17 protein-coding genes are annotated in these 19,005 nt (G+C 55.3%); 7 read left to right on the top strand and 10 right to left on the bottom strand.

Going from position 1 to position 19,005, the window contains the following annotated elements; genetic code table 11:
• Nucleotides 1–30: 30 nt before the first annotated feature.
• The 8 genes from INT33_RS10795 to INT33_RS10760 form a co-directional block, all read right to left on the bottom strand.
• A complete protein-coding gene (locus INT33_RS10795; protein ID WP_192538029.1) occupies nucleotides 31–1,155 on the bottom strand; it encodes an aminotransferase class V-fold PLP-dependent enzyme in 1,125 nt (374 codons plus the stop codon).
• A gap of 175 nt (nucleotides 1,156–1,330) precedes the next feature.
• Nucleotides 1,331–1,738, bottom strand: a complete 408-nt coding sequence (gene cdd, locus INT33_RS10790; RefSeq protein WP_018919042.1) for a cytidine deaminase — start codon at nucleotides 1,736–1,738, stop codon at nucleotides 1,331–1,333.
• A 43-nt stretch (nucleotides 1,739–1,781) separates the two neighbouring features.
• Nucleotides 1,782–2,507, bottom strand: a complete 726-nt coding sequence (gene deoD, locus INT33_RS10785; protein WP_018919041.1) for a purine-nucleoside phosphorylase — start codon at nucleotides 2,505–2,507, stop codon at nucleotides 1,782–1,784.
• Between the two features lie 32 nt (nucleotides 2,508–2,539).
• Nucleotides 2,540–3,784: a phosphopentomutase gene (locus INT33_RS10780; protein WP_192538030.1), complete on the bottom strand. Its 1,245-nt coding sequence runs from the start codon at nucleotides 3,782–3,784 to the stop codon at nucleotides 2,540–2,542.
• 27 nt (nucleotides 3,785–3,811) lie between these two features.
• Nucleotides 3,812–5,140, bottom strand: a complete 1,329-nt coding sequence (gene deoA, locus INT33_RS10775; protein ID WP_192538031.1) for a thymidine phosphorylase — start codon at nucleotides 5,138–5,140, stop codon at nucleotides 3,812–3,814.
• Between the two features lies 1 nt (nucleotide 5,141).
• Entirely contained in the window at nucleotides 5,142–5,945 is an 804-nt protein-coding gene (deoC, locus tag INT33_RS10770) for a deoxyribose-phosphate aldolase (RefSeq protein WP_192538032.1), read from the bottom strand.
• A gap of 107 nt (nucleotides 5,946–6,052) precedes the next feature.
• Nucleotides 6,053–7,336, bottom strand: a complete 1,284-nt coding sequence (locus INT33_RS10765; protein ID WP_192538033.1) for a NupC/NupG family nucleoside CNT transporter — start codon at nucleotides 7,334–7,336, stop codon at nucleotides 6,053–6,055.
• Between the two features lie 33 nt (nucleotides 7,337–7,369).
• Nucleotides 7,370–8,146 carry an outer membrane protein OmpK gene (locus tag INT33_RS10760; RefSeq protein ID WP_407648090.1) on the bottom strand — a complete coding sequence of 259 codons (777 nt, stop codon included), beginning with the start codon at nucleotides 8,144–8,146 and terminating at the stop codon, nucleotides 7,370–7,372.
• 368 nt (nucleotides 8,147–8,514) lie between these two features.
• On the opposite strand from INT33_RS10760, the gene INT33_RS10755 reads away from it, so the two are divergent.
• From INT33_RS10755 to cyoE, 6 genes are all read left to right on the top strand, one after another.
• On the top strand, nucleotides 8,515–9,309 hold the full coding sequence (locus INT33_RS10755; RefSeq protein ID WP_192538035.1) for a DeoR/GlpR family DNA-binding transcription regulator: 795 nt from the start codon (nucleotides 8,515–8,517) through the stop codon (nucleotides 9,307–9,309).
• Nucleotides 9,310–9,589: 280 nt separating this feature from the next.
• Nucleotides 9,590–10,576, top strand: a complete 987-nt coding sequence (gene cyoA / locus INT33_RS10750; protein ID WP_192538036.1) for a ubiquinol oxidase subunit II — start codon at nucleotides 9,590–9,592, stop codon at nucleotides 10,574–10,576.
• 2 nt (nucleotides 10,577–10,578) lie between these two features.
• A complete protein-coding gene (cyoB, locus tag INT33_RS10745; protein ID WP_192538037.1) occupies nucleotides 10,579–12,555 on the top strand; it encodes a cytochrome o ubiquinol oxidase subunit I in 1,977 nt (658 codons plus the stop codon).
• Entirely contained in the window at nucleotides 12,555–13,169 is a 615-nt protein-coding gene (gene cyoC / locus INT33_RS10740) for a cytochrome o ubiquinol oxidase subunit III (protein ID WP_018919032.1), read from the top strand. Before cyoB ends, cyoC begins: the two co-directional genes overlap by 1 nt.
• Nucleotides 13,166–13,489 (top strand): cytochrome o ubiquinol oxidase subunit IV, encoded by a 324-nt coding sequence (gene cyoD / locus INT33_RS10735; RefSeq protein WP_192538038.1) that lies wholly within the window; start codon nucleotides 13,166–13,168, stop codon nucleotides 13,487–13,489. The genes cyoC and cyoD overlap by 4 nt, the downstream gene beginning before the upstream one ends.
• A complete protein-coding gene (cyoE, locus tag INT33_RS10730) occupies nucleotides 13,447–14,370 on the top strand; it encodes a heme o synthase (RefSeq protein WP_026285844.1) in 924 nt (307 codons plus the stop codon). The genes cyoD and cyoE overlap by 43 nt, the downstream gene beginning before the upstream one ends.
• Nucleotides 14,371–14,511: 141 nt before the next feature.
• On the opposite strand, the gene pta is transcribed toward cyoE, so the two are convergent.
• Both pta and INT33_RS10720 read right to left on the bottom strand, forming a co-directional pair.
• Nucleotides 14,512–16,692, bottom strand: coding sequence for a phosphate acetyltransferase (pta, locus tag INT33_RS10725; protein ID WP_193091864.1), 2,181 nt, complete (start codon nucleotides 16,690–16,692; stop codon nucleotides 14,512–14,514).
• Complete coding sequence (locus tag INT33_RS10720) at nucleotides 16,689–17,873, bottom strand: acetate/propionate family kinase (protein WP_192538040.1); 1,185 nt, start codon at nucleotides 17,871–17,873, stop codon at nucleotides 16,689–16,691. The genes pta and INT33_RS10720 overlap by 4 nt, the downstream gene beginning before the upstream one ends.
• 151 nt (nucleotides 17,874–18,024) lie before the next feature.
• Here INT33_RS10720 and INT33_RS10715 point away from each other — a divergent pair, with 151 nt between their 5' ends.
• Nucleotides 18,025–18,945 (top strand): EamA family transporter, encoded by a 921-nt coding sequence (locus INT33_RS10715; RefSeq protein ID WP_192538041.1) that lies wholly within the window; start codon nucleotides 18,025–18,027, stop codon nucleotides 18,943–18,945.
• The last annotated feature ends 60 nt before the right edge of the window (nucleotides 18,946–19,005 follow it).

Genomic DNA, 19,005 nt, shown 5'->3' with positions numbered 1-19,005 from the left:
GGTGGCCTATAGGGCCGATCAAGCGTATGACTAGCTTAGTGAATTGATCGCCTGTTCCAGGTTATCCACACTGCGTTGCGTGTGGTGAAGCTTATCCAAGCCGAAAAGGCCGATGCGGAAGGTCTGGAAGTTATCGCCTTCATCCACCATAAGCGGTACGCCGCCCGCTACCTGAATACCCGCCTGGGCAAACTTGCCCACAAGCCCGGCATCACTGGTGTAACTTACTACGACCCCCGGGGCTTCATAACCTTCGGCGGCAACGCTGATAAACCCGTGGCGTGCAAGCATGTCCCGAACGCCCTGACCAATGGCCTGCTGTTCTTGCTTCACTTTGGCAAAGCCGTATTCACGAGTCTCCTGCATGATATCGCGTAGCTGGCGCAAGGCATCCGTTGGCATGGTGGCGTGGTAGGCGTGGCCACCGTTTTCGTAGGCCTGCATGATGGCGTGCCATTTGGCCAAGTCACACGCGAAACTATTGCTTTGCGTTTCGCTCAAGCGCTGTGTGGCGCGCTCGGAAAGCATGACCATGGCGCAGCATGGTGAGCCGCTCCAACCTTTTTGCGGAGCGCTGACCACCACGTCGATGCCCAAATCCTGCATATCCACCCACAGCGTGCCTGCGGCAATGGCGTCCAGTACAAAAAGACCGCCCGCTTCGCGCGTCGCTTGCGCCACGGTGCGAATGTAGTCATCGGGCAGCAGTAAACCCGCAGACGTTTCGACCTGCGGGGCAAACACCACGGCGGGTTTTTCCTGGCGGATACGCTCGGCGGCTTCTTCAGCGGGTACGGGCATAAACGGCGACTGCGGATCATCGTCAGTCACGCGGCGCGCTTTGAGCACCGTGTGCTGGTCGGTTAAACGGCCCATTTCGATAATCTGCGTCCAGCGATAGCTAAACCAGCCGTTACGAATCACCAGAGTGTTCTGGTCCAGGGCGAACTGACGTGCGACCGCTTCCATGCCAAACGTCCCACTGCCCGGAACAATGGCCGTCGAGTGCGCGTTATAGACTTCTTTCAGCGTGGCCGAAATATCGCGCATCACGCCTTGGAACTGTTGCGACATATGGTTGAGCGAACGGTCGGTATAAACCACTGAGTATTCGAGTAGTCCAGTGGGGTCGACGTTGGGTAGTAGAGCCGCCATTACGTTCTCCTTGATGAGTAGGCATACAGTTCACGCGAAATGAAGTGGCTTACAGGGTACGAGGAATTGTTAGGCGAGGCCAGCGCCGCAGATATGGTTCTCAAGGCAATAAAAAAACCGCTGTCATGAAGACGGCGGTTTAGGTGATAGCCAGCCTGGTGCAACCGAAGGCTGTTTAGCGCTGAGGCAGTTGCTCGGGGCCAAAGGCGTCTGGAAGCAGAGTTTCCATGGTGTAGGTCTTGAGCACCTCGCCCTGGCGGGAGATGACCATGATTTGCGTATCGGGAGTGGCGAACTCACGAATACGCTGACGGCAGTCGCCACAGGGCGTGCACAGGTGCTCGCCCGGGCCCATCACATACACCTTGGCAAGCTCGCGCTGGCCAGCGGTGACCATCGCGCTAATGGCCGATGCTTCCGCACACAGCCCTTTGTAATGGGCGACTTCGACGTTAGCGCCTACGAACTGCTGGCCGTCCGGGCACTCCATGATGGATGCCACCGGGTGGTCGGAGTACGGAACGTAGGCATTATTCAATGCATCAAGCAGCGTGTTGACCAGAGCAGAGTCTGCTTGGCTCATAGATGATTCCTCGGTTTAACCCACTTAAGCATTGTTGACCCACTTAGGCGTTGGCGGCGTCATCACGCAGGACCGTATCCAGCGCGATGATCATCATATCGTTGAAGGTGGTTTGACGATCGGCGCTGGAGAGCGCTTCACCTTTCAAAATATGATCCGATACGGTGCAGATGGTCAGCGCGCGGGCACCGAACTCGGCGGCAACGCCGTAAAGGCCGGCAGCTTCCATCTCGACACCTACAATGCCGTAGCGCTTCATCAGCTCGGCCATGTCGGTCTGCGGGTTGTAGAACAGGTCAGCGGAGAAGATGTTACCTACTTTCACCGGCACGTTTTGCGCCTTGGCGGCGGCCACGGCGTGGCTTGTCAGCTCAAAATCCGCAATCGCGGCAAAGTCGTGGTCGTTAAAGCGCATGCGATTCACCTTGGAATCGGTGCACGCGCCCATGCCGATCACCACATCGCGAACGTTAACGTCGTCGCGTACCGCGCCGCAGGAGCCTACGCGAATAATCGACTTCACGCCGTAATCGGTAATCAGCTCTTTGGCATAGATGGACACTGACGGAATGCCCATGCCGTGGCCCATCACGGAAATTTTGCGACCTTTATAGGTGCCGGTATAGCCCAGCATGCCGCGCACGTCATTCACCTGACGCACGTCGTCAAGGTAGGTCTCGGCAATGTACTTGGCGCGCAGCGGGTCGCCGGGCATCAATACCGTATCCGCGAAATCACCCTGTTCAGCATTAATGTGCGGAGTAGCCATGTGGTTTCCTTATGTCTTTTTAAATGGCGCCATCAGGCAGCATAAGATAGAAAGCTTTTACCATCGTCCATCGCCGGGAGGGCGAAGTAATCCGCCAGCGTCTGGCCAATATCGGCAAACGTATCGCGTGCGCCCATCGGCCCTGGCGCGAACCCGGCACCGCTGACCATCACCGGGATGTATTCACGCGTGTGTTCGGTGCCTTCCCAGCTTGGGTCGCAGCCGTGATCAGCGGTAAGAATCAGCAGATCGTCGTTATTCAACGCGGCGAGAAGCTCCGGCAGGCGGGCGTCAAAATGCTCGAGGGCGGCCGCGTAGCCCGGCACGTCACGACGATGGCCGTAGACCGAGTCGAAATCGACAAAGTTGGTCATGATCATGGTCGGGCGGTCGCTGGTTTCAGCGGCGGTACGCGCCACTTCGCCCAGCGTCGCGTCCATCAGCGCGTCGTGGCCGCTGGCTTTAACCTTGTGAGTAATGCCGCAGTGGGCGTATATATCGGCAATCTTGCCAATCGATACCATTTCACCACCGGCATCGGCGAGCTTTTGCAATACGGTGGGCGAGGGCGGCTCAACGCTGTAATCGCGACGGTTGCCGGTACGCGCAAAGCTTGCGCTGTCTTCACCCATGAACGGACGGGCAATCACCCGGCCGATGTTGTAAGGCTCTAAAAGCTCGCGCACGGTTTCGCACAGCGCATAAAGGCGATCCAGGCCAAAGTGTTCTTCATGAGCGGCAATCTGGAAGACCGAATCCGCCGAGGTATACACAATCGGTTTGCCGGTCTGCACATGCTCGTCACCCAGGCGGGCGATAATCTCGGTGCCCGAGGCGTGACAGTTGCCGATCACGCCGGGCAGATCGGCTGCCTGAACAATCTTGTCCAGTAGCTCTTGTGGAAAGCTTTCGGTCTTGTCGCTGAAGTAGCCCCAGTCAAAACGTACCGGCACGCCAGCGATTTCCCAGTGGCCGGATGGGGTGTCCTTGCCGCTGGAAATTTCCTGGGCGTGGGCGTAGGCGCCTTCTAGCACCTCGGGCAGGGCAACGCCTTCGGCAACCGCGCCGGTGCTATCCCGGTGGGCGTGAAACAGACCCAATTTGGCCATGTTGGGCAGCTTCAAGGGGCCTGAGCGTTCAGCCGTATCGGCTTCGCCACGCGCACAGGCGGTGGCGATATGGCCCAGGGTGTCCGAGCCTTCATCGCCAAAGGCGGCGGCATCGGCGGCGCTGCCAATGCCGAAGGAGTCTAGTACCAGCACAATTGCACGTTTCATGGCGTTTTCCTCGTCAGACGGTGCTAATTAAAGCGCTTCACCGCGATAGGTTTCTTGAAGCAGTGAATCAATCGTCGCTTCACCCGCGCCAATAGTGATGGCAGCACGCAGCTGGGCAGCGGCGCGGTCAGCTTCTTCATCGCTACGCGCGTGAACGAAGGCCAGCGGCTGCTGGTTATCCACCTGGGTGCCCAGCTCGGCAATCGCACTGAAACCCACGCTATGATCGATACTGGCATCGTTACGCAGGCGACCACCGCCCAGTTCCACCACGCTCATGCCCACTGCGCGGGTATCGATGCGCAGCACATTGCCCGACTGTTCGGCATACACGGGCTTGACCACGTTGGCCTTGGCAAGGTAGCTGTCAGAGCGCTCCATAAAATCACCCGGGCCGCCCAGTTCACGCACCATGCGCGCGAATACTTCGGCTGCGGCACCCGAGGTCAGGGCTTTTTCAAGCTGGCTCAGGGCGTCTTCACGGCTCTTGGCCAGTTTGCCCGCCATGAGCATTTCTACCGCCAGCTCACGGGTAACCTGCATCACGCGGCTGTTGGGGCGCTCGCCACGCAGCAGCTCCAGCGTCTCGATGATTTCAACTGCGTTGCCCGCGCACGGTGCCAGCGGCTGGCTCATGTCGGTGAGAAGTGCGGTTGTCGGTGTACCGGCATGGGTGGCCACCGAGGCGATGCTTTTGGCAAGCTCGTGGGATTTTTCGGTGGTGGGCATAAATGCGCCACTGCCGACTTTGACATCCATGACCAGCGCATCAAGGCCGGAGGCAAGCTTTTTACCCAGAATGGACGCGGTAATCAGCGGAATGGATTCAACCGTCGCGGTGACGTCGCGCACGCCGTAAATACGCTTATCCGCCGGTGCCAGGTTGCCGGTCTGGCCGATGATCGCCACGCCGGTGGATTTCACTACATCACCAAAGCGCTCAGGAGCAGGGTAGGGGTCGTAGCCGGGGATCGACTCAAGCTTATCCAGCGTACCGCCGGTATGGCCAAGGCCACGGCCTGAAATCATGGGTACAAAGGCGCCACATGCGGCGACCCACGGGCCGAGTACCAGCGACACCAGATCACCCACGCCGCCGGTGGAGTGCTTGTCGACCACCGGTCCAGGCAGGTTGAGCGAATCCCACTGCATGACGTGACCGGAATCACGCGTAGCAGTGGTCAGCGCGACCACTTCTTCACGGCTCATGCCGTTAAGAAATACCGCCATGGTGAAGGCGCCAATCTGAGCGTCGCTGATGCGGTCATCGGCAATGCCTTGGATAAAGGTTTTGATATCCGCTGCTGCCAGTGGGTTGCCATCACGCTTTAAACGAATCAGTTCCTGCGGGAGCATATTAATAGCCTCCTTGTAGTGCCGCGCTTTCCACGCCGCCCAGTGTGTTCAGTAAATTGGCTAAAAGGCTCGAGGCGCCAAAGCGAAAGTGCGCAGGCGTTACCCAGGCGCTGCCCATGATCTTACTTGCAAGCGCTAAGTACTCAGCGGCTTCTTGTGTGGTGCGCACGCCGCCTGCGGCTTTAAAGCCCACGTCTTTGCCGCTTGCCTTAATCGCGTTCAGCATAATCTCTGCGGCTTCAAGCGTAGCGTTGGTAGCCACTTTGCCGGTAGAGGTTTTAATAAAGTCGGCGCCGCCTTCAATGGCAAGCTCGCTGGCGCGTTTGATAAGCGCTGGCTCCTTGAGCTCGCCTGTCTCAATAATGACTTTCAGCAGGGCCTGACCCGCACAAGCCGCTTTGCACATTTCAACCAGCTCAAGGCCTGTCTCTTCGTCGCCCGCGATGAGTGCGCGGTAAGGGAAAACCACATCAACTTCATGAGCGCCCGAGGCAACCGCATCGCGGGTTTCACGGGCGGCAGCCATGATGTCCTCGCCGCCATTCGGGAAGTTGGTAACCGTCGCGATTTTCACCAGCTCGTTTAATTTGTGCGCAGTAAGCGCACGCTGGGCGGTAACGATGAATTGCGGATAGACGCATACGGCTGCCGGGTTGCCGTAAGGCGTTTTAAGCTGCTGACAAAGAGCTTCAATGGTCGCGTCGGTGTCGCTGTCGTTTAAGCTGGTTAAATCCATCAGGGCTAACGCGTGGCGGGCAGCCTGTTGGTCAGCATGGTTAGGGCCAGTCGAAGTGGAAGCGGTCATGACGTTCTCTCAAATCAGGAAAAGATAAACGGGCACTGCAAGTATAAATCGCAGTGCCCGGTACGCTGGAGCTTAAGCGCTCAACTTCGCGCTTAAGCTCTTAGGGGTTAGCTGGTTAGATTACTTAACGAGATAAAGAAACCAGCAATGGTGGCAGACATTAAATTGGATAAAGTACCGGCCAGCACGGCTTTTACTCCAAAGCGGGCAATCTCAGCACGACGCGTCGGTGCAATACTGCCCAGGCCGCCCAACAAAATAGCGATAGATGACAAGTTGGCAAAGCCGCATAGAGCAAACGACAGGATGGCCATGGTGTGAGGCGTCATCAACTGACCTGTCGCGGCCACTACTTGTTCCCCATCGATGTAGGGCGCAAGGTTAATAAAGGCAACGAACTCGTTGACGACCAGCTTCTGGCCGATAAACGAACCAGCAAGCGTTGCTTCAGACCACGGTACGCCAAGTAGGAACGCCAGCGGCGCAAACAGCCAGCCCAGAATCATCTCAAGGCTCAGCGACTCAAACCCAAACCAGCCGCCAACGCCGCCTAAAATACCGTTGACCAATGCGATCAAGGCAATAAAGGCCAGCAGCATGGCGCCAACGTTGGCAGCCAGCATCAGGCCGGAGGTGGCGCCCGATGCGGCAGCGTCCAGTACGTTAGCGGGTTTGTTGTCAAGCTCTTGAAGCTCTTCTTCAACCTTGGTGATGCTGTCGCTGTCGGTCGCATCCTGGGTTTCCGGCATGATCAGCTTGGCAAACAGCAAGCCGCCAGGGGCTGCCATAAAGGAAGCGGCTACCAGGTATTCCATGGGAATGCCCAGCGCGGCATAGCCTGCCAGTACGGAGCCTGCTACGGATGCCAGACCACCACACATCACCGCAAATAGCTGTGAGGGCGTCATGCGGGCAATAAAGGGACGAACCACCAGCGGGGCTTCGGTCTGGCCTACAAAGATGTTGGCCGTAGCAGAAAGCGACTCGGTGCGCGAAGTACCCAGTGCTTTTTGCAGCGCGCCACCCAGAATGCGGATGACCCACTGCATGATGCCCAGGTAATACAGCACGGCGATCAGTGAGGAGAAGAAGATGATGACCGGCAGCACTTTGATGGCAAACACAAAGCCGACGTTATCGACGTCAGCCAGGCCACCAAATAGAAAGCCGATCCCATCATTGGCATAAACCAGTATCTGGCTTACCCCCGCAGAAATGGTTTCTAAGACGGCCTGACCAAACGGCACATACAGTACAAAGGCACCGATACCTGCCTGAATGGCAAAGGCGCCCAGCACCGTACGTAGACGTATTGACTTGCGATCATAAGAGAAGATCAGGGCGATGATCACCAGCGTGACCATGCCAACCAAGCTCATAAGGAGTGTCATATGAGGATCCTTTGAGTCCGCGAGGGGGCTCGTTTAAAGTAAGTTGAGCTTGACGGAGTAAATCATCGCGTTTTGATAATCGTTCGGCGTACCCAGCTTGTTATCCGAGTAGCGGTACTGAATGCCTGTGGTGATCAGGTCAGTCGGGTGCCACCAAAGGCTCAGTGCACCGTTGGTGCCCACACTTCCGGCCTTGTCGCCCACGTAATTCTGTTCCAGGTAATCATCGTCGCGGCCAAACGTTTGCTCGTGCCAGTTCGTGACACTGAAGTTCTGATCAAGCGCGGCGAAGTCATAGCCCGCCACCCAGCCAGCCATATAGCCATTCATACCCGTGTAGCCATCACTTTGCACCCGTGCTGCGCCGATGAATGGTTTGAACCATAGACCGTTTGCGAAGGTAGTGCGATAGCCAAGACCTAGAATTTGATCCTGCTCGCGTCCGTTATAGCCGTAGTCGCGGAAGTCGTATACGTGGGCATACAGCGAAAGCGGGCTGTCACCGAGATAAATATGCGAAGTAATCTTACCTGCCGTGCGGAAGTTATCTTTACCACCGCTCGATTCATCGAACTGGTCGTTGGTCGGGTTCTCGAAATCGAAGAAGCCGTAGAACTCACCCCAGCTAAAGCCCGCGCCGCCTTCAATTTCTACATAGGTGAAATCACTTTTAGCTGCGTTGGAGGCGGTACGGCGCTCGGTGCCGTTGGACCAATCAAGGTAGTTAACCGAGACGTTGGCAAATGACCACAGTCTATCGAGTGGCTGAGCTTGGGAGTCGTTTGCCAACACCGGGGTGATACCCGCCATTAGTACGCCAGCGCTAAGAGTGGCGAGATAAGAAGTGCGCATAAGAGTCGGAGCGGTCATGTAAGCCTCAAAAAGTTGCCACGGTTTTAATCGGGTTTGGAATTATGTGGTCTGGCGTGGATGTTAGAATTATAACATTGCATGTTATTTTTTTAACGCCGAATTGCAATAAAGCCTAACCAACGCTATTTAAATGTCATGGCCGTGATGCAACATCTAAAGTGCCCAAACACACTGAGGCGTAGCACAGGAGAGGCGTGACAGGGTAGTGGGCATGGTTTTGAGGCTAAAGGGGAGTAGCCAGAGGATGGCCGCTCGCGCAGCATAAACATAACTGGCAACAAGAAATGACAAAGGAGATGCCTTGTATGAACGGTCGCAGTGCACAGCGATTGACCGTGCTTCAAGAAGCGTTGGCCAGTGGTGGCACATTGCATTTACGCGATGCCGCTATTTTATGCGGTGTTTCGGAAATGACCATACGCCGCGACCTTACAACGCAGCCTAGTGCTATGGTGCTACTTGGTGGCCGGTTGGTGATGACCAGCTACCCTGGCGCAACCCAGGTATATGATTTAACCGAGCAGCAGGCCAATTACTACCCGGTAAAGCACGCATTATGCCAACAGGCCGCTGGTTTCATCGAAGAGGGCGATACGCTATTTATTGACTGCGGCTCGACCTTGATGCCGCTTTTAGGCCAGCTCAAGAGTTTTAACCAATTAACCGTGGTTACCTATGCGCTTAACGTAGCCACGGTGGTGTCAGCTCTGCCTAATGTACGTTTAGTATTATTAGGCGGGCTGTTTTATGCCGCGTCACAATCGTTTGGTAGTGATGAGATGCGTGCGACGATTGAGCGTATCGGGATCAATAAAGCATTTATTTCAGCGGCGGGCGTTGATTGTGGTCGAGGCGTTAGTTGCTTCCACTTTCATGAGGTTGCTCCCAAACAGGCGGCGATTGCCTCTGCATTGCAGTGTTTCTTAGTGGTGGACGCAAGTAAATTTGGGATTATTCGTCCCGCTTACTTCGCCTCATTGAACGATTTCGACATTATCGTTACTAACGATAAGTGCACGTCTGAGTTACTTACCGACTTCCGAGGGCGCACAATTTTTAGCCACTCTCCAGCATTACCTACCTGTGAACATGCGCACTAATCTGTCGCGGTTGGGTGCGTCAAATCGTCGCTTTGCTTCGTTGTTTAGATCCAAGGAAAATACCCTTCGTTAGTGCTGATCCTGATTTAGTATGAGGGTTAGCTCAATCCGCTACCTGCTTCCTACCCTGGTAGCGCATATTTTTCCCGGAGCAAGGGCAGACCCTGCTGGCAGAGTGTTTTGGGAAAGGTATGGGGTGTTAGTTAGCTGGCATATGGCATATCGTTTGGCTTGCTGTGTGGCGGCTAGTTTTGTAACGCAACTCTGACGAGATCGCACCATGCAACAACCTTTCTACTGGCGCAGGGCCGGCACCTTGGTGCTCCTAGCGCTATGCTTGCTGCTTGCAGGCTGTAGCTCGGCCTTAATGGACCCGAAAGGCGTGATTGGTGAAACCCAGCGTTCACTAATTCTGAGTTCTTTTGGCCTGATGCTGATCGTGGTCATCCCCGTTATTGTCATGACGATAGTGTTTGGTTGGTACTATCGCCGTAGCAATACAATGGCCGAATACCTGCCCGACTGGGCACACTCCAACTGGATCGAAGCTATCGTTTGGCTGGTTCCGGTGGTTATCGTCGCTATTTTGGGCGTAATTACCTGGAAAAGTTCGCACGACCTTGATCCTCACCGCGCACTTGAAAGCGACGTGGCCGAGCTTGAAATTCAAGCTGTGGCGCTCGACTGGAAATGGCTGTTCATCTATCCCGAGCAAGGCATTGCAACGGTCAATGAAGTTGCCTTCCCGGTAGATACGCCTGTTCGTTTTCGCGTGAGCTCCGGTTCAGTGATGAACTCTTTCTTCATTCCTCAGTTGGGTAGCCAGATCTACGCAATGGCAGGAATGGATAACGACGTTTATCTGCAGGCCAACGAAATCGGTACCTACGGTGGTCGTTCGACCAACTATAGCGGTGCTGGCTTCTCTGGCATGATCTTCGATGCTCATGTGACATCAGATGAAGATTTTGATACCTGGGTTGCTGAAGTCGCGCAGTCGCCACAAACCCTGAGCTATCCGGAAGGATACTCTGGGCTTGCTGAGCGTTCTTCGTTCCATCCTGTTGAGTACTTCTCAAACGTTACGCCTGAGTTCTATGAGCGCTTGGTGTCCAGCTTCCATACTGGCAGCGACCCCGACACTGACACTCAAGATGCGCCCCGCGCACCAGCAATCGATAGCAATGAAGCCTATCAAACGACCGACAACCAAGCGAATGGCGAGGCTGAGGATGGCCAGGCCATGAGCAATGAGGCGGGAGAGTAACCGTGTTCGGTAAATTAACCCTAGAAGCAATTCCTTATCACGAGCCCATTCTGGTGATAGCGGGTCTCGTGGGGATTCTAGGCGGCGCGGCGTTGTTGGGCGCGTTGACCTATTTCCGTAAGTGGGGCTGGCTATGGAACGAGTGGTTCACCTCAGTCGACCATAAAAAGCTTGGTATCATGTATTTCATCGTGGCGCTGATCATGCTGCTGCGTGGCTTTGCTGATGCCCTGATGATGCGTGTACAGCAGGCGGTAGCAGCGGGTGGCTCGGCAGGCATTCTGCCGCCTGATCACTACGACCAGATCTTTACCGCCCACGGCGTTATCATGATCTTCTTCGTGGCGATGCCCATGGTTATCGGCCTGATGAACTTGGTTGTTCCGTTACAGATCGGTGCGCGCGATGTTGCGTTCCCGTTCCTTAACAACCTGAGTTTCTGGCTGTTCGCTGTGTCGGCTCTGCTGATCAACGTTTCTCTGTTCGTGGGTGAGTTTGCGACCACAGGGTGGTTGGCTTACGCGCCGTTATCGGGGATAGAGTACAGTCCCGGGGTCGGGGTCGATTACTGGATATGGGCGTTGCAGATATCCGGGATAGGTACCACGTTAACCGGTATCAACTTCTTCGTTACTATTCTGAAAATGCGTACCAAGGGCATGACCCTGTTCCGCATGCCGATCTTTACCTGGACGTCGCTGTGCGCCAACGTACTGATCATTGCCTCTTTCCCGATTTTGACCGCTACTATTGCGATGCTGACGCTGGATCGTTACCTGGGGATGAACTTCTTCACGAACGATATGGGCGGCAACGTAATGATGTACGTCAACCTTATCTGGGCGTGGGGTCACCCTGAGGTTTATATTCTGATTCTGCCAGCGTTCGGCGTGTTCTCAGAAGTTATTGCCACCTTTGCTCGCAAGCGTCTGTTCGGTTACCACACCATGGTGTGGGCAACAATTGCCATTACCGTGCTGTCGTTCATCGTTTGGTTGCACCACTTCTTCACCATGGGTGCAGGCGCCAACGTCAATGCCTTCTTCGGCATCATGACGATGATCATCGCGATCCCGACCGGTGTGAAAGTGTTTAACTGGCTGTTCACTATCTTCCGTGGTCGTCTGGAACTGACGTCACCGGTACTTTGGACCCTGGGCTTCATCATCACCTTTACGATTGGTGGTATGACCGGCGTAATGCTGGCACTGCCGGCAGCGAACTTTGTACTGCACAACAGTCTGTTCGTTATTGCTCACTTCCATAACGTTATCGTTGGTGGCGTGGTCTTCGGCATGATGGCGGGTCTGACCTACTGGTTCCCGAAAGCCTTCGGCTTCACGCTGGACGAGAAGTGGGGCAAGCGTTCCTTCTGGTGCTGGATAATCGGTTTCTACGTCGCGTTCATGCCGCTGTATGTTCTGAGCTTCTACGGTGCAGCGCGCCGCATGAACTCATACCCGAACGCTGAATGGCAGCCCTGGTTTATCGTTGCCTTGATCGGTGCATTGCTGATCGCTGCGGGTATCGCTTGTACGCTTATTCAGTTCTACGTAAGCGTGCGTAACCGCGATAAGTATGCTGATGTGACCGGCGACCCATGGGATGGTCGTACGTTGGAGTGGGCTGCTTCTTCCCCGCCCGCGTTCTACAACTTTGCCCGCCTGCCCGTCGTTGGTGATATCGACAGCTTCTGGTCGCAAAAGCAGCGTGGCAACGAGCAGTTGGATGATGCGCCTTATACCGATATCCATATGCCGAGAAACACGGTGGCCGGCCCTATCATCAGTGTGTTTGCGATGATTTTTGGTTTCGCCATGGTATGGCATATCTGGTGGCTGGCTGGGTTCGGTGCGATCGGCATGCTGGTGAGCTTCCTGATGCGGGTATCTAACGACGATATCGATTACTACGTACCTGCTGCAGAGGTCGAGCGAATCGAACGTGCTCATCAACAACGTGTGGAGGCCCAGGCGTAATGGCTACTGAATCCCTACATCACGATGCCCATGCTGAAGAGCATGAGCACCACGATGCCGGTCCTACCAAGGTATTTGGTTTCTGGGTCTACCTAATGAGCGACTTAGTGATCTTCGGAACACTATTCGCCACCTACGCCGTGCTCATGAAGGGCACGGCAGGCGGGCCGACCGGCGCGGATATTTTTGAACTACCTTTGATTCTGTTCGGCACCTTTGCTCTGCTGATCAGTAGTTTCACCTTCGGCATGGGCGTTCTGGCGATGAACGCCAATCGTGTCGGTCAGGTGAAAATGTGGCTGGGCATTACGTTCGTGCTGGGCCTGATGTTCCTAGGCATGGAAATCTATGAATTCCATCACCTGATCCATGAAGGTTTCGGCCCAGATCGTAGCGCCTTCCTGTCAGCGTTCTTTACACTGGTAGGCACACACGGTCTGCACGTGACCTTCGGTATGATCTGGATTCTGGTCATGCTGGTTCAGCTGTCGACCAAGGGTCTGAATGATAAAACGCGTCCGCGTATCCTGTGCTTGAGCCTGTTCTGGCACTTCCTGGATATCGTCTGGATCTGTGTATTCTCCTTCGTCTACTTGATGGGAGTGCTGGTATGAGTTCTTCTAGCCAACCGTCCGGTCACGGCACCGTAAAGTCCTATGTAACGGGTCTTGTGCTGTCGTTGGTCCTGACTGTCATTCCATTTGGCGCCGTTATGCTGGGTTCGTTCAGCTTGCCTGTGAACGTGGGAATCATCGTTGTAACTGCCGTCTTGCAGGTTCTGGTTCAGCTTGTGATGTTCATGCATTTGGACTTCAAGACTGAAGAGGGCTGGAACATGCTTTCCTTCGTCTTCACGGTGCTGATTCTCGGCCTAGTGGTAGGAGGTTCGCTGTGGATCATGCAGCATCTACATCTCAACATGATGATCGGCTAACCAGCATGCCCAATCGGTGGCACGATCTGCTTGAGCTAACCAAGCCAGGAATCATCGGCGGCAATCTGATTGCCGCCCTTGGCGGCTACTTTCTAGCCGCGCACGGTGAATTCGATCTGGTGACGTTTGCTTCGGTCATGTTGGGGATCGCATTAGTGATCGCCTCAGGATGTGCGTGTAACAACGTGATTGATCGGGATATTGATGCACTGATGGCGCGCACGCGCCATCGTCCTCTGGTTAGGGGAAGCGTCTCTATCACTCAAGCATTGGGTTTGTCGGCGCTGCTGGGTATCAGTGGTGTGGTCTGCCTGGCATTAGGCACCAATGGATTGACGGTGGCCTTGGCCGTGATTGGATGGGGCGTGTATGTAGGGGTGTATAGCCTCTATATGAAGCGTAACTCTGAATACGGCACCGTGGTAGGCAGCCTTTCAGGCGCTATGCCGCCAGTGGTGGGATACTGCGCGGTGACGGGTACTTTTGACAGTGGGGCGATTGTTCTGCTGCTGATCTTCTGCCTCTGGCAGATGCCGCACTCCTACGCTATTGCGATTTTCCGCTATGCCGATTACCAGCGCGCTTCGATTCCCGTTCTGCCTGTTGTTCACGGTATCAAGCGCGCAAAGCATCATATCCTTGGCTACATCTTGGCGTTTATTCCCGCCTCGTTAGCCTTGGTACTGGCGAGCCAGGCAGGTACTGGCTACCTGTGTGTCGCACTGACCATGGGGGGCTACTGGCTCTACTTGGCCATCTGCGGCTACCGTCTGGATGATGACGTACGCTGGGCCAAACGCGTATTTGGCGTATCGATTTTGACCATCACCGCGATGAGCCTGGTGATTGTGCTGGAATCCATGGTACCCATGTGGACGTGATTGATCCATGTCGCTAAGTGGTTGCTAAGTGGTTGAAGGAAAAAAGCCCCGGTCAGCTCAGCTGGCCGGGGCTTTTTCTTGCCTTGAACCTAGCTTCCCAGTGATCGCACCCACGTTAGCGTATAAGGTGCGATGACGAGGTTACGCTTCCCGCTGACTTGCCTGAATGGCGGTCAGCGCGATGGTGTAGACAATGTCATCTACCAGAGCGCCGCGTGAAAGATCATTCACCGGCTTGTTCAACCCCTGAAGCATGGGCCCCACGCTGACGACGCGAGCGCTACGCTGCACCGCTTTGTAGGTTGTATTGCCGGTATTCAGATCGGGGAATACAAACACGGTGGCACGGCCTGCTACGGGCGAGTCGGGCGCTTTTTGCTTACCCACGCTTTCAATGGCGGCAGCATCGTACTGAAGTGGGCCATCGATCAATAAGTGCGGGGCACGCTCTTTGGCAATGCGAGTGGCTTCACGCACTTTATCCACATCCGCACCTGTGCCCGAGTCGCCGGTTGAGTAGCTGATCATGGCTACGCGCGGCTCGATACCAAACGCTTCTGCTGAGCGAGCACTTTGCAGGGCGATTTCGGCAAGCGTTTCAGCATCCGGGTCCGGGTTCACCGCACAATCGCCATATACCACTACCTGTTCGGGCAGCAGCATAAAGAAGATCGACGATACCTGGTTATATTCAGGCGCGGTCTTAATCAGCTGAAACGCCGGGCGCACCGTATTGGCCGTGGTATGAATGGCGCCGGATACCAATCCATTCACCTCATCGAGCTGTAGCATCATGGTACCCAGCACCACGTTATCCTGAAGCTGGGCTTCAGCGGTAAGCTCGTTGAGCTTGCCACGTCGGCGCTCTACCATCGGCCCGATATAGTTTGCCCGCGTGCTTTCCGGATCGATGATCATGAGAGTGTCCGGCAGCGTTAGACCACGGTTGCGAGCGACATTTTCAATTTTTTCGCGGCTGCCTAGCAGTACGCAGTTGGCAATGCCGCGCCGCTGGCAAATAATCGCGGCTTCCACCGTGCGTGGCTCATCTCCTTCCGGCAGTACAATGCGCTTTTGAGCTTGCTGGGCCTGCTTAACCAACTGATGGCGGAATGCTGAAGGCGACAGACGCTGTATATAGCTGTTGCTTAAGGTGGTTTTAAGCCACTCCAGATCCATATGCGCGGCTACATAGCGTGCGACCTGTTCAGCCCGCCCGAAGTCATCAATGGGAATTTCGCTGCTTAGCTGGCTCAGATGTTGGGCGGTGGTCAGACTATCGGTTTCCACGGCCAACACCGGAAGTCCGGTTTTTAGAGCCGGCGTGCACATCTCAATCATGTTGTCATTGGGCAAAAAGCCGTTGGTCAGCAGTACGCCCGCCAGCTGGGTGCCGTTCATGGTGGCAAGTGCCGAAGCCAATACAACGTCATCACGGTCGCCTGAAGCCATCACTAAACTTCCCGGGGTAAAGATATGCAGCGCATTGGCTGCGCTACGGGCGCACAGACTGGTCGACATTACCCGCCGACTGGCGGCTTCGCCTTCATTCAATAGTGTGGCATTAAGCGCACGGGCCACATCCAGTGTACGCGGCGCAGTCAACGTTTTGCTTTGCGGCACGATGCCAATTAAATGGAAGCTTTCGGTGGCAAGCGACGGCGAGTAGCGACGCAGCTCGGCAAGTACGGGTTCTTCAAGCTGAGGCTTGATGGTGCCGGGGGCTGCTGAAAGATCATCTTCCTGCCCATAGGGCAGATTTTTCATACGCATTAAAATGCAGCCCAGCGTGCGGCTGGAGCTAACTCCCCCGAAGCTGCGCGCATGCATATCAAGCTCGTCAGCAAGCGCTTGGGGGTCGTGTAAATCGCCCGTACCGACCAGAATAATGCGCGCATTGAGTGCATGTGCCAGCTGGGCGTTAGTCTGGGTGGCATAGGTGGTATGTTGGGTCGGCACCACGCCTTCTACCACAACCAAGTCCAGGGCGTTGTTATCGCGCTCGGCCTGCTGTACTACCTGATCATAAAGCTCCACCACGTTTTCCATCAGCTCATCAATCTGGTCATCGCGCAGCAAGCGTTCCAGTCTGGATTGAGAGATAGGCGAGGGTGGGCGCTGGTTTAAGGTACGCGATACCAGTGCGGTTGAACGATCAAGGCCGGGCCCATTCAGCTCGTTTTGCATAAATGGTTTTAAAAAGCCGGCTTTTAGGCCGATGGTGTCGAGTGCCTGAATTAATCCTAAACAGGCCGAGGTTAAGCCGGCGCCTACGCTGGTGGGCACTAACAGGATGGCTTGAGGTTGGGCAGGGGTAGTCATGCTTGAGCCTCCACACACTGGCGTGTTTCCATCGCGATACGGCCTTCCTCATCGGTAGGAATGACCCATACTTCAGGTCCTGCATGATTCTCGCTGTCCAGTTTGCCTTCTTTTCCGCGTATCATCGCTGCGTTGCTCTCCTCATTTAGGGCAAAGCCAAAGTGGGGCAAGAGGCCGATTACCTGGCGGCGCACAGTGGGGGAGTTCTCACCGATACCACCGGTAAAAATGACCCCGTCCAGCCTAGGTAGCGCACAGGAAAGCGCGGCCAGTGATTTGGCAATGCGATAGCAGAAAACGTTCAGTGCCAGCAGGGCGCCTTCATGGCCGTTTTCTGCGGCTTCCTCAACTTCGCGCATATCATTGGTCAGTCCAGAGAGGCCCAGCAGCCCGCTTTGCTTGTTCAACACGTCATCAATTTGCTCCAGCGACCAGCCCAGTTGGCGGTGCAAATGCGCGTGCAGCCCCGGGTCGACATCGCCACTGCGGGTGCCCATCACCAAGCCCTCCAGCGGTGTGAGCCCCATGCTGGTGTCTTTACTCTGATTGTTCCATATCGCGCAGGTCGAGCAGCCGTTGCCCAGATGAGCGGTTAGCCAGCCGCCAGCGCCGCGTTCACTAAGCGTGGCCGCACGCTGGCTGACAAACGCGTGGCTGGTACCATGAAAACCGTAGCGGCGAATACCGTGCTGGGCGTACAGACTTTCCGGCAGGGCGTAGCGGTAAGCCGTGGGCGGCAGACTTTGATGAAACGCGGTGTCGAATACCGCCACCTGAGGCAGCTCGGGAAACACCTTTTGGGTAGCGGCGATCCCGGCCAGATTGGCAGGATTATGCAAAGGGGCCAGAGCCGCAGTGCTTTGAATGGCGCTGACTACGCTCTCATCAATCAACGCGGCCTGAGTGAACTGTTCGCCACCATGAACAATGCGGTGGCCGATGGCCGCAGGGATACGTCCTTCCAGGCGCTCTAAAATAGCGTTTAACACTTGCGTATGGTGGGCATTGGGCAGTGGCTGGTCAAAGCGCTCACCGGCACTATTCTTACCTTTTAAGCAGGCATCGGCACTGCCCAGACGCTCGGCCAGCCCGGCCAGACGCGGCGCATTCGGGTCTGAGTCGATCAGCGCGTATTTAATCGAGGAAGAACCACAGTTAATGACCAGCACCGGTGCATTCATAAAAATATCCACCAAGAAGAAAGCTGAAGTTTGGACCTAAGTTTAATACGCGGCAAGCGGCATCACTAACAGAGGGTATTTGTTTAGCCTTCTATGTAAAATACAGGCATGTTTGGCTATTTAGCCCCACTTATTCTGAGCTTTGGTACCTATGTCCGCATCGTCGCTACCCACCCCGTTGCCTCGCCATCTGGCCATCCTGTTAATGATTACGGTTGGCACCATGTTTGCTGCTAACCATGTGTCGGCACGGTTAGCTTTTGATAACGGGACGGGTTTGCTGCTGGCCGTGTTAACCCGTTCGGGGTTGGCCTGTGTGATTCTGTTTACTCTGGTACTGGTGCAGAAAAAACGCCTCTGGTTGCCATCCGGAACATGGCGCTGGCAGTTGGCCGTGGGCGTGCTTATTACCATTCAAAGCCTAAGCCTCTATTCTGCCGTGGCACGGTTGCCGGTGGTGATTGCTTTACTGCTGGTGAATACCTTTCCTATTCAGTTAGCGCTGTTGAGCTGGGCATTGGGGGGGGCGCGGCCTACGCTGCGTAGCTGTATCATCATGGGAACGATATTAATCGGGCTTGTCGTGGTGCTGGATATTCCTACCTGGCTTTCCAATGCCGATGCAATGGGGCCTGAATGGGTGGCCGGGATTGGCTTTGGCTTGGTCGCCGCCTTCGTGTTCGCCTGTGCGTTATGGATTACCGAGCATCGCTTAAGTCAGGTGGGCAGCACCCTGCGAAGCCTGTTAACCATGCAAACGGTATTTTTCGCCATGATCATTGGCGGAATTTTAGGCGCGGTGCCGGGCGGGATGAGCCTACCTGAAAATAGCCAGGGCTGGCTGGGTCTGGTGTTTCTGGCGCTGCTCTATGCAGGCGGGTTTTCAACGCTGTTTATTTTCGTGCCGCGCCTGGATATGGCACGCAATGCCCCGGTGATGAATATCGAACCCGTTGCATCGTTAGTGATCGGCTATTTTGTCCTCGGGCAGATGCTTAGCCCAAGCCAGCTGGTGGGTGGAGCGGTGGTGGTGAGTGGTATTGTCGCGCTTAGTCTTTCCAAACAGCGCTAAACGTTGCGTTCTCTTTGCACATCGGCCACAATACGCAGGTGTAAGGAAACACTGTTTTTT

Source organism: Halomonas colorata (assembly GCF_014897985.1).
Classification (GTDB): Bacteria; Pseudomonadota; Gammaproteobacteria; order Pseudomonadales; family Halomonadaceae; genus Vreelandella; species Vreelandella colorata.
Note: the sequence above shows the minus strand (reverse complement) of the source record. Positions and strands in the feature narration are given on the sequence as shown.